We start from the raw sequence: 11795 nt of genomic DNA on the forward strand, positions 1-11795 counted from the left end.
CAGAAGGTATCGGGAGCAGCAGCTCCAGATCCGTTGGCGCGGAAGGAATCAACGATCCGGGAGTTGGCTTCGGACCGTGAATGGCTAGCCTTGCTCCATGCACCCGACGGCAAGCCGCGGATTCGGGATCCTGGCTTTCTACTGTCGTTGCCGAACTTCAGTCCTGAAGCTGAACTAAGAGCCATGCTGCAGGCGTTTCTGGATGACCGCGGCGATGAAAGCGTCGAGGACCGCATGCGTGACATCTGCCGTTTTCCGGCGCGTTACGAATGGCTTATACGGAAACTTGGAGCCATTCGATCCGATATCGACCCGGTCGAAGATTGCCAGGGCATCAGCGAGTTCTTCACCCGAGCCCCTGCCGACGAGATTTCTCTCGTGTACGCCAGCGAGAACCTGGTCAGTGCTTCGAGCATGATGGGCCATGTGCTGCTGGAACTCAGTGGCACCAAGGCCGATGGCGATCGTGCCGAGCATGCGATCTCCTTCTTCACATCGGTCAACGCCCGGAACTTTCTGTGGTCGGCTGCGGCAAGCCTGACCACCGGTACACAGGGCTTCTATTCGCTGTCGCCATACCGTGAACGCGAGGCCGAGTATCTGCAACGCGAGCAGCGCAGCGTCTGGACCTATCGCGTGACGCTGGACGCCGAGGAACGGCGGCGCGTGCAGCTGCACCTCTACGAGCTTCGTCACACATCGCTGACGTACTTTTTCGATATCCACAACTGCGCCACGTTCACGGCCGACATTCTGGCGGTGGCGGATCCGGCGATGAGTGACAACACGGCCCCTTGGATGAGCCCGATCGATGTTGTCAAGAACGCGGTTCGACTCGGGCGGGTCGACCAGTACCGCTTGCTGCCGACATCTCAATGGGCCGTCCGCATGTACGACAGCCAGTTGTCACGCACGCGCAGTCGGCAGATCGCGCATGCGCTGACTCACGGCGAGTCGATTGCTGCAGCGCCCGACGCGAGCTTGCGCGAGCGATTGCTGGAACTGCTGTACGAGGAAGCTTTGCTGAAGCGACTGTCCGGTGGCATCGGCGATGATTCGCAAACGGCGGCAACGCAGCTGCTGTCGGTACAGGCGCAGATCGAGCCGGTGGCACAGTCGGTCGATATCGACATCACTCAGTACAAGAATCCATCCGCTTCGCCGCAGGATGCGCAGTGGGAAGTCGGATCTGCTTACCGCCGGTCATCCGGCGCGACACTGTCACTGCGCCTGCTCCCTGCCGGACGCCGCCTCTTGGATGACCAACGCCAGTCATTCAGTACGTCGGAACTTCGGATAGGAGAAACGACTATTTCGACATCAATCGAGACAGGTGCGGTTTTTCTCGGCGAGTTCTCGCTCTACAGCGTCACGTCACTGTTGCCGTTGAATCCGCTTGGCGAGGGTATCTCCTGGCGTTTTGCAGCGGGCTACCAAAACCAGTTCTGGCGAATGGACGAGAGGACAGCTTTTCTTGGTTTCAATGGCGGAGTTGGAAGCACGCTGGCGCTCGCAAAGACAATCGACGCCTTCGCGTTGATCGGCGCGGGATTGGGCCTTCGCGATTCGAACCCGAGTGCCTATCCCGATCTGGAAATCGGCTTGATCGGGAAATGGCCAGGCGCGAATCGAACAATCATTCGGCATCGGGTGGCCGCGGACTGTTGCGCGAATCTTGACGCTATACAGAGTGTTGGCGTCGAGCATCTGAGCCCGATCACACGGTCTATGGCTCTGACCTTAGACGCTAAACGCGAGTGGTCGTCCGTCAATTCCCGGACGACGCTATACCTTGGCATTCGGAACTATTTCTGACGAGGTTTTTGGAGAGCTGATGCTTAGTGATGCACTGCCAGTGCTTCACCGACGCTGTCAAGGGATGACCTCAGTCGTAGAGCATCGTTGGGCTGGAACCGGCCCCACACCAGAGCACCCAAGTTTGATCATGGTTAAGGCCTTTCAAAGGAAATTGCCTATTACGCGTCTCCGACGAATACCGCAGCAAGATTCGGAGTGAGTTGCGGCGTTCGCGATCGCAGACTGCGGACACCTTCACCACGGCGGATGCCTTTCCCATGCACACACCACACATCAAGACCATCAGCGTCGAGCCGGCAATCCTTTACTGGGGCACGCCCGTCGTGCTGATCAGCACGATGAACGAGGACGGCACCTCGAATCTCGCGCCGATGTCCTCGGCGTTCTGGCTTGGCTGGCGTTGCATGCTCGGACTCGACGCGAGTTCGAAGAACACCGAGAACCTGATTCGAACCGGCGAGTGCGTGCTCAATCTGCCTTCTCCGGCGCAGGTTGGAAACGTCGATCGACTGGCTCGCCTGACGGGATCCAATCCCGTGCCGGCCGCGAAGCAGATGCGCAACTACACGCACGAGAAGAGCAAATGGGAGATCTCCGGGCTCACGCCGGTTCCCAGTGAAACGGTTCAGCCGCCGCGCGCGCTGGAATGCCCGGTGCAGATGGAAGCGGTGCTGTCGGCCACCAATGGATTCATGGCGGACGATCCGATGTGGAAGGTCGGCATCAAGGTGTTCGAGGTCCGCATCCAGCGCGTGCATGTGCACCCGGAATTGCTGATGAAAGGCACGACCGACCGCATCGATCCCGACCAGTGGAGCCCTTTGATCATGAAGTTCCAGAAGTTCTACGGCTGCACGACCGAGCAGGTTCATTCGTCCCGCCTCGGTGAGATTCCCGAGGGGACCTACCTGAGCCCTGACGTCGAGCGGGGACGCGCGGCATCCAAGGTCTAAAGGCCTGGCGCACTTGCGCAGGCGATCACTCGACGATCACTGCGCAGCACGTTGGCGTTTCATCCTCAGCGGTACTGACTGAGCAGCGCCGCCCCTTCGGTGACGATGCGGTCGCCGTCTGCCAGTGCCAGCGCTGCTGCCAGAACACCGTCGCTGCTACACGATGCAAGCTTGTGTGCTTCGTAGCGTTCGGCATCGCGATGCACCCAGACGATGCCGCCGCCGTCATCGCTGCGCACGCAGGCGCCCGGCGGCACTGCGACCGTGCCCGGCAGCGGCTTCAGGCTGACGCGCAGGCTGGCGATCTGACCTGAAGCAAGTTGCCCTGCCCCCACATTGGCACTCGCCGGTGCATCGAAACGCAGGCGCCAGCCGCTGCCATCGGCCAGCGGTTCTTCGCCGCGCAGGCGCAGTGTCTGGCCATCGGCGAGATGCGCGGCAGCGATACGTCCGGCAAGGCCGGGCTGCTGATGGATGGCGACGAACTGCACGGCGTTCGGATCGGCCAGTCGCAGCAGCGGCTGGCCGGCTTCGACGATCGCGCCGGGCGAGATCGGCACGGACAGCACCCGGCCGCTGACTGCGGCGCGCAGCGGCAGGCGGTCGGACAGGCTCTGCGCCAGCAGATCGCGGTTGGCGCGCATCGCATCGCGATCGGCCAGGTACTTCTCGATCCAGATGTTGCCGCCTGCCGAACCGCCCGCGGCAACGGCGGCATCGCTCTGCATCTGCTGACGCTCGACATTGACGTCGATGATCACCAGCTGCTGTTCGAGCGTGGCCATCTTGGCGCGGCGGTCGGCGATCTCCTGCTGGCTCAGCTGCGGGTGCAGCCAGGCGAGCACGGCACCGGCCTTGACCGTCTGTCCCGGCAACGGCCAACCACCTTCCGGTGCTTCGAGCAAGCCGCGCTCCGGCGCTACCAAATCGAGCGCGAATTCGGGCTGAGGCCGCGCTTCGGCGACCAGCGTCTGCACTGCAGCCAGGGTCGCCGAGGACCAGCGTTCGGTGCGAAGTTTCAGCAGGCGCTGCATCGGCTTGGAAACCTGCAGGCTGCCGTCGGCCAGACGCTGAGGTCTATCGACTGGCGCCGCCGCTGCAGCACTGCCCGCATCGGCTGGATCGCGATGCACTTCGCCATCGTGGGCAAGTGCTGCAGTACCCAGCAGCAGGACGCCGGAGATCGCGGCAATGCGCTTGCCGTTCAACGCGCAGCTCCAACGGCCGTGCTGGCAAGCGTCTGCACGAACTGCAGGCGCAGGCGTTGATTGACCTGCAGCAGCGGGTCGTGGACCAGCGGCGCGTAGCGAACTACCTGCGCCCGCTGCGCGCTGTCGTAGCCGCTGCTCAGGCGACGCAGCGGCAGTTGCCGGCCATCGTCGAGCAAGGCAATTGCTTGTTCGGGAGCGACCAGATCGGTGTCGACGAAGCGGGCTTCGATCGCCAGGCCATCATCGGCCTGGACCACGAACAGGGTTTCACCCGGCGCGTACTGACGGCCACTCGCCGCTTCGACTCTGAGCAGTCGGCCGCCGCGCGGCGCGGCGATGTCGATGCTGGTGGACAGGCTCTGCTCCAGCTGCGCCTGGCGCGCCTGGGCGGCGTGGTAGTCGGTAATGATCTGCAAGGTCTGGGTCGGCAGGGCGATATCGAACTTGTGCACTTCGATGCCGTAGCGATCGATCTGCAGCGCGCCGATGCCGGTATCGCGATGGGCATCCGCCAGTTGTCGTTCCAGATCGCGGCGCACTGGCTGAGCAACGGTGGGCTGCAGCCGCGCGATCACTTCACCGGCTTTCAGCACCCGGCCGGCGAGCGGGAAGCCACCGGCCGGCGCCATCAGGGCACCAGCCTGCGGTGCCGCCACGACTAGGGTGCGCCGCGGATCGGCGATCACCCGCGCCGGCAAACTCGGCATCGCAGCGGATACCGCCGGCACAGGCGCGATCACGGCCTGCGGCGCTTGCAGCTCCTCGTGCTCATGGCCTTCATGAGCCAGCAACGCGGCCGGCGCAACCGCTGTCAGCGCCAACAGCAAGCTCGGCAGCGCTGCCACGACACGATCCCGAAGCTGCGGCATCGGAAACTCAGGAGCCGCCTGTCGTCTTCGAGGCCGGCACGTCAACCTTGCTGACCGGCGCGACTTCGCCCTTGCCTTCCGGATCGAGCAGCTTGGCAACGCTTTCGATGCCCTTGACCTTGGTAATGCGCAGCGGCGTCCAGCCGGCCTTCGAAGCGATCGAGCGATCGGCGCCACGGTCGAGCAGGAACTTCACCTGCACTTCGTGGCCGGTGGCGGCGGCGAAGTACAGCGCGGTGATGCCGCGGTCGTTCTGGGCATTGACGTTGGCGCCGGCATCGAGCAGCGCCTTCATCACCGTAGTGTCGGCGGAGAAGAAGGTTGCGAAGTGCAGCGGCGACCAGCCGGCCTTGTCGACGATGTCCACCGAAGCGCCACGCTTCAACACCGCTTCGACGGCAGGCAGCGAATCCTGGATGACGGCAGCGATCAACGGCGTCTGATCGAGCGTGTCGCGGCCGTTGACGTCGACGCCGGCATCGAGCATCCGCTTCAGGCCGTCGAGATCGCCGATGCGCGCGAAGTGCACCGTCAGGCCGATGCGGTCTTCAGCGGACAGCTTGGCGATTTCCAGCGTATCGAGGGTCGGCGGCGTGGCGGCCGGATCAACTGCGGCAACGGCGGCAGCTTCGGGCTTCGCCGCCTGCTGGGCGCAGGCCGACAGCAGCAGTGAGGCGGCCAGCGCCAATGGGAATGCGGTCTTGTTGAGAATCATCGGTGGTCTTCCTCGAATTTCTTATGGTCTTTCTGGGGACGTCAGCGCACCCAGGACACTTTTACGGCGCGCTCTTGCTCTTGCTGCCAGACGGTGTCGTGGCCGCGAGGCCAGGGCCGGCAATCTTCGCTTTCGCGGTCAGCGCAGCGGTCACGGCTTCGAGCTTGGCCTGCACGGCGCGCTGGCGCAGGGCGCTCTTGATCGGATCGTCGAGCGTGTCGAACTTTCCTGGATTGGCGACCGGACGCGGGCCGTCCTCGACCTTGATCACATGCCAGCCGAAACGGCTGCGCACCGGCTCCTTGCTGATGCCGCCCTTCTTCAGCGCGACGACGGCATTGGCGAAGTTGCTGTCGACGAAGATGTCCGGCCGGAACCAGCCGAGATCACCGCCGTTGTTCTGGCCACCCGGATCGAGCGTTTCGACCTTGGCGACGGCAACGAAATCCTCGCCCTTGCTCAGGCGGGCAATGATCGCTTCAGCCTGGGACAGATCGCTGACCAGAATATGGCGCACCTTGAATTCGACGATCTTGCCGCTGGCGACGTTGGCGTCGTAGGCAGCCTTCAGCGATTCATCGGTGACCGGGTTCTTCGCGAAGTAATCCTCGAGGTAGGCACGCGACAGGATCGAGCGTTCCTGGAACGCGATCTGGTCGGCGACGATGCCCTGCTTGTCGAGGCCTTCCTTGAGGGCGGCCTGCGCAAGTACTTCCTGAGTGATCAGTTCGAGACGTGCAGCAGCCTGGGCTTCCGGCCCTGGCGCCTTCTTGTCTTCGGTGAAATTGGAACCCATCAGCGTGATGTGATTCCGGGTAATGGGACGGCCGTTGACGGTGACATCGACGGCGAGACCGCCATCGGGCGACGCGGCAGAATTCTGGGCAGATTTCTGGTCGGCGGACACCGGGACAACAGCAGCGGTAACGGCAAGGAAGCTGGCGGCGACGAGCGCTCGCTTGAATCGGGAACTTGGCAACTGCGACATCGTTGTGGTGCTCCAGTAACGATCAATAAAAGAAGCCCTCCCCCGGCGTGCGGGGAAGGGTTTGGGTGGGGGCGCTTTAACGTGTGCACTACCGTCAAACGCCCCGGTCCCCGCCTTCCCCCGAACAGCACGGGGGAGGAGAAAAGCGGCCTTTCTCCGACTTCGGAGAAAGGCCTTGATGCTTGCTACTTACTTCGAGCCATCGACATCGAGCGGCGCGGCCGGGTAGTAGCCCGGGCCGAACAGCGCAGCACCGTCACGCTCGAACACCGCGGCATGCGGCTTCGCCGTGCCCTTCTTGCCGCGGGCGCCTGGCCAGTACCAGTCGTCACGGGCAGCGGAGTCGAAGTCGATGCACGGCGTGCCGAGCAGCTCATCGGTGAAGCTGGTGTCGAGCACGGTGGCGCCGGTGCGGCGGTCGTACTTGCCCACGCAGATGGTGCGATCGCCATCCGAACCAGTGCCCGGACCCGGGACATGGTTCAGTTCGACGAAGTACTGGATGAAGGCGTAACGCTGCACGCCCTGCGCCGGTGCACCGCCAACCACGGCATCACGCGGCACGCCCAGACCCGAACCGTTGTCCTTCGGGGTCAGATCCATGTAGCCGCCTTCGTTGCTTGGCGTCTTCTGATAGCCGACACGGTCGATGACCGTGAAATGCGGACCACCATGCGTGTGCATGTTCTGCAGGCTGTTGAGGTTGCCGCTGCCAGGGGTGCCACCCGTGCCGGACGGTTCGCCGCCGGTCTTGGTGCCATCCAGCAGGATGCCGCCCAGATTCACTGCCAGCACTTCCTGGATCAGCTGCGCTTCACGGACATAACCAACGCCGCGCTGGGTGCTGTTCGACGACAAGGTCGTCGGGCTACCGAGACCCGTCGGGCCATTCTCGAACTGGCCAACCGCGCCGCGAACACGCGGGCAGTCATCGGCTTCGTTGTTGTGCTTGAGAATGTTGAACTTGCCGGAAATGCCACCCGACAGATCAGCACGCGTTGCAACAGCACCGAGCGAGCTCTTCGACAGACGAGCGCGGTCAGGCGGCGGGAAGTCGCACTTGATCGCCGTGGCCGGCGTGTTGGCACGGCCCTTCGCGAGCAGCGGACGGATGTCCACGGTCAGCACGCGACGGCTGTGTTCACGCGGATAGTCACGATCGAATTCCGCCGCACCGGCCGGATCGATCGACGCCGGGCTTTCGATACCTGCAATCGGCTGGATCAGGAAGCGATCGTCGTCCGAAAGGTTGAAGTACGAAACACCCGGGCACGGACCGACGTCATAGACCGCACGCCAGTAAGGACCCTTGCCACCGAACACGTTGGTCTGCTTGCCGGAAAGACGGATGTCCGGGCTGTAGTACAGAACGCCACCGCACATGGCGCCGGAGAAGGCACCGTCATGCGGCACGTATTCCGGGCTGGTCGGCGTGCAGTCTTCGATGTCGACTGCCGAGTTCGCGTTGGCCACCAGGCCCGCTGGCGTGATCGCACGGTCATAGCTCGGATCACCGTTGTCGACCCAACCCTTCTGGTTCTTGCAGTGATGCGACTGGTGCGGCAGACCGAACGGCATCAGGCCTTCGTTCTCTTCGTGGAACAGCACGAACTCTTCACGCGGACCATCCGGCACGGCTGAAACCGAGCGGACATACGGGTTCGAGTCGTACACGTTCGCTTCCTTCAGCGAATCGCGAGTGTTGCCACGCTTGTAGCGGCCGCTGGTTTCGAAGACGCGCACCGAGCTGCCGAAGGTCGAACCGCAGACGCCGAGCGGACCGGCCGCGCGATCGCCATTGGAACCGCCACCCTGGTTGCAGATGCCGATCAGCGCACCGTTGATGGCCGAGGCACCGATCGACGCCGCAACGGCGTAATCGGACGACACCAGATACTTGCCGTCATAGGTCAGTGCCATGCCGTGCGGCAGCGCTTCGATGCCGACATCGTCATTACCGAGATAGAACACGCCCTGGTTGTAGCGGCGCTGCGGACGCAGATCCGGATAGCTCGTGTAGTTGGTCGGGTTGCGCGGCTGGTTGGCACGCACGGCGGCACCGTATTCGGTGATGCCGGTGTGGCCGAGCAGGTTGGTGTCGTCCGTGATCAGACCGGGAATGTTGCCGATCAGACCGCCGACCTGCACCGTTTCCAGCAGCGGCAGCACGGCAGGTGCCGTGGCCAGGCAGGTTCCGAGCAGCGTAGGAGCCACGCGATCCGGTTCGATTTCCGTGACCGAGCCGCCTGGCCCGTACACGTAGTTCGACATGTAGGTGTAGAGGATCTTGTGGTTGCCCGTCGTCGACGGCATGACCACGAAATCATCGGTCAGCGAGGAACGCCGCACCTGGGTGCCGCAGACCGCGAGGTCAGCCTTGCCGATCGAGCGGACCGAGGTCACGTCGAAACGGAACACGTTCTTCGAGATCACACCGCCAGCGAACTGGTACTTGCGACCCTTGGTGAGACCATCGCCACCGCCCGAGATGTACGACGTGTAGCTGAGCATGTGATGCGGATCGTTGTGCGAATCCGACGAGGCACCGCCCAGCGGGCCGCCCGGCAGGATGTTCGACAGGATCACCTTCGGCAACTCGGCGGTCCAGATCACGTTGCCGTAGGTCGTCGAGTTCGGCTCGGCATCGAGCACGGCCATGAAGTCCTGGCTGGTCTGCGGGTTGCAGACCGGCGTCGAGCAGCCGTCACCGGTCCAGACCAGCAGCACCGAACCGTTCGGAATGACCTTGTTCGTGTACTTGTTGATCGCAGCCGGTGCACCCGCGGCTGGCGTGTTGTCGCGCGGGCTGAGCAGCTTCTTCAGCGGGCCGTCATCCTCCGTGGTACCGGTAGCCGTGCCGCCACCGCCCAGCAGATTGGTCAGCGGTCCGGCCGTAACCGGGGACGGCGCAACGCCGGCGAACGCGACGACTGTCGTCATCGCGATTGCCATCGTTGCCTCCCTGGCCACGTTGCCCAGCTTGCGCCGGTGTGGAATCGCATGTTTCACGTGAACATCTCCCATATCAATGTGATCTCTCAAAGAATCTCTCTCGAGGTTTTCCCGACCCTGTGCTGGACGCAGCTTCCATGCATGGAAAGCAGAATTCCGAGCCAGGCCCAAGCTTGACTATCGTAGGGCGCCAAACAGTTCTGATGACCGCTTTCGGATAGATCATTTACGCCCTCGAGGAACTTTCAAGGTTTTAAGGATCAATGAGTTGCAGCATTCGACAGGCAACTGGCAGGTATAAGCAAATACCGTTCTGATCATCGAAATTGATTTTTTTCGATCGAGTTATTTACTCGGAACAAAAAAACATAAGAAAACTTCATTTTTTTTCTCGCGCTGCAAACTGCGACTGATACACGGCAGCCACCGCCGCTTCGGTAGCAGGACGGCCATGACGCAGGAACAGCAGCGGCGTCAGGAAGCTGTCGAGCAACGTCGAAGACAGCAGGCCGCCGAAGATCACCAGCGCCACCGGATGCAGGATTTCCTTGCCGGGTGCCGCGCCGTCGAGCATCAGCGGCATCAGCGACAGCGCTGCAATCAGCGCCGTCATCAGCACCGGCGTCAGGCGTTCGGCCGAGCCGCGCAGCACCAGCGCGGTGCCAAACGCTTCGCCCTCGTCGCGGGCCAGCGCCAGGTAGTGGCTGATCTTCAGAATGCCGTTGCGCGCAGCGATGCCGGCCAGGGTCACGAAGCCGACCAGGCTGGCGATCGACAGCGGTGTGCCGGTGAGCTTCAGTGCCAGCACGCCGCCGACCAAGGCCAGCGGCACGTTGCCTAGGATGATCAGGGTCAGCGGCAGCGAGCCATAGCGTGCATGCAGCACCGCAGCCATCAGCAGCAGGGACAGCAAGGCCAGCGCGCCGATGCGCCGCGTCGCCTCGTCAGCCGAGGCCGCCTGCCCTTCCAGACTCAGCACATAGCCCGGCGGCAGACTCAAGCCCGCCAGCTGCTCCCGGGCATCGGCAGCCGATTGTTCGAAGCCGTGATCGGCCGGGAACGCGGTCACCGCGACTCTGCGGCGCAGATGCTCGCGCAGGATCTGGTTCGGCGCCGTGCTGTTGCTCAAGCTCGCGATCCAGCCCAAGGGCACCGGGCCGGCCGTGCCGTCGATCAGCAGCGATTTCAGTGCTTCCGGCTGCCGTGCCGCTTCCGGCAGGCGCAGCACCAGCGCATGGCGGCTTTCGCCTTCGACGATCTGCGACAAGGTTTCGCCATTGACCAGCACCGCCAGCGCCGCCTGTGCCCGCGCCGGCGCAACGCCGGCTTCGGCGGCCGCGCGGGCATCGATGCGGACATCGAACTGCGGCGTGTCGACCTGCGGCTCGATCAGCACATCGGTCAGCCCCGGCAGCTTCGCCAGAAGCACCTGCACTTCGGCGGCGAGACGGCGCAGGGTCGGCAGATCATCACCGATGACCTTCACCACCAGCGGCGCCCGAACGCCGGACAGCAGGTGATCCAGACGATGCGAAATCGGCTGGCCGATCGACACCGCCACCGGCAGCGCCGACAGCCGTGTCCGGATATCGGCAGCGATCTCGCGCCGCGAGCGGCCGCCTTCGCGCAGCGATACATCCAGCTCCGAGTAATGCACGCCTTCGGCATGCTCATCAGCCTCGGCACGGCCGGTGCGGCGGCCGACGGCGGTGACTTCCGGCACTTCCAGAATCTGGTTTTCGGCGATGCGGCCCAGACGATCGGATTCGGTCAGCGCGATGCCGGGCGCGGCGATCAGGTTCACCGTCAGGGTGCCTTCGTTGAACGGCGGCAGGAAGGCGCGCGGCAGCTGCAGCGCCAGCACGGTGGTCAGCACCAGGATGATGGCGACGACGGCCAGCATCAGCTTTGCCCGCCCCAGCGCCCGTTCCAGCAGACGCAGATAGAAAGCCTTCAGGCGCGACAGCCAGCGCGGCTCCACCGGCAGCCGCGCGACATCGCCGAAGGCCAGCACGCAGAGCACCGGCGTCACCGTGATCGCCACCACCAGACTGGCGAGAATCGCCGCGATGTAGGCGATGCCGAGCGGCGCGAACAGCCGGCCTTCGACGCCGCCAAGCGCGAACAGCGGCACGAACACCAGCACGATCAGCAGGGTCGCGTAGAGGATGCCGGAGCGCACTTCGAGCGTCGCCAGGCCCACGGCCCGGACCAGCGCCAGCCCGGTCAGCCGCTGCGCACGCAATCTACGAACAACGTTCTCGACGCCAACCACCGCATCGTCGACCA

8 protein-coding genes are annotated in these 11795 nt (G+C 63.7%); 2 read left to right on the forward strand and 6 right to left on the reverse strand.

The annotated features are described in order from the left end of the window. Window positions 1-1815, forward strand: a 1815-nt coding sequence (locus tag QZY06_RS07860) for a DUF4105 domain-containing protein (RefSeq protein WP_295682533.1), incomplete at its 5' end; no start/stop codon positions are given. A gap of 260 nt (window positions 1816-2075) precedes the next feature. Then, window positions 2076-2771 carry a flavin reductase family protein gene (locus tag QZY06_RS07865; protein ID WP_367275588.1) on the forward strand — a complete coding sequence of 232 codons (696 nt, stop codon included), beginning with the start codon at window positions 2076-2078 and terminating at the stop codon, window positions 2769-2771. Between the two features lie 65 nt (window positions 2772-2836). Here QZY06_RS07865 and QZY06_RS07870 read toward each other — a convergent pair whose 3' ends face one another. The 6 genes from QZY06_RS07870 to QZY06_RS07895 form a co-directional block, all read right to left on the reverse strand. Then, window positions 2837-3979, reverse strand: a complete 1143-nt coding sequence (locus tag QZY06_RS07870) for an HlyD family efflux transporter periplasmic adaptor subunit (RefSeq protein WP_295682541.1) — start codon at window positions 3977-3979, stop codon at window positions 2837-2839. Further along, window positions 3976-4851: a hypothetical protein gene (locus tag QZY06_RS07875; protein ID WP_295682543.1), complete on the reverse strand. Its 876-nt coding sequence runs from the start codon at window positions 4849-4851 to the stop codon at window positions 3976-3978. Before QZY06_RS07875 ends, QZY06_RS07870 begins: the two co-directional genes overlap by 4 nt. 7 nt (window positions 4852-4858) lie before the next feature. Beyond that, a complete protein-coding gene (locus tag QZY06_RS07880; protein ID WP_295682545.1) occupies window positions 4859-5566 on the reverse strand; it encodes an ankyrin repeat domain-containing protein in 708 nt (235 codons plus the stop codon). Between the two features lie 61 nt (window positions 5567-5627). Then, complete coding sequence (locus QZY06_RS07885) at window positions 5628-6473, reverse strand: peptidylprolyl isomerase (RefSeq protein WP_295682548.1); 846 nt, start codon at window positions 6471-6473, stop codon at window positions 5628-5630. Between the two features lie 270 nt (window positions 6474-6743). After that, window positions 6744-9506 carry a hypothetical protein gene (locus QZY06_RS07890; protein ID WP_295682551.1) on the reverse strand — a complete coding sequence of 921 codons (2763 nt, stop codon included), beginning with the start codon at window positions 9504-9506 and terminating at the stop codon, window positions 6744-6746. Between the two features lie 379 nt (window positions 9507-9885). Continuing rightward, a partial coding sequence (locus QZY06_RS07895) for an efflux RND transporter permease subunit (RefSeq protein WP_295682554.1) occupies window positions 9886-11795 on the reverse strand: 1910 nt, incomplete at its 5' end.

Source organism: uncultured Nevskia sp. (assembly GCF_903885465.1).
Classification (GTDB): domain Bacteria; phylum Pseudomonadota; class Gammaproteobacteria; order Nevskiales; family Nevskiaceae; genus Nevskia.

Bases quoted from the DNA above. Each gene is read 5' to 3' on its own strand.
- QZY06_RS07865 (WP_367275588.1), top strand. From the start codon at position 2,076: ATGCACACACCACACATCAAGACCATCAGCGTCGAGCCGGCAATCCTT.
- QZY06_RS07875 (WP_295682543.1), bottom strand. From the start codon at position 4,851: ATGCCGCAGCTTCGGGATCGTGTCGTGGCAGCGCTGCCGAGCTTGCTG.
- QZY06_RS07880 (WP_295682545.1), bottom strand. From the start codon at position 5,566: ATGATTCTCAACAAGACCGCATTCCCATTGGCGCTGGCCGCCTCACTG.
- QZY06_RS07890 (WP_295682551.1), bottom strand. From the start codon at position 9,506: ATGGCAATCGCGATGACGACAGTCGTCGCGTTCGCCGGCGTTGCGCCG.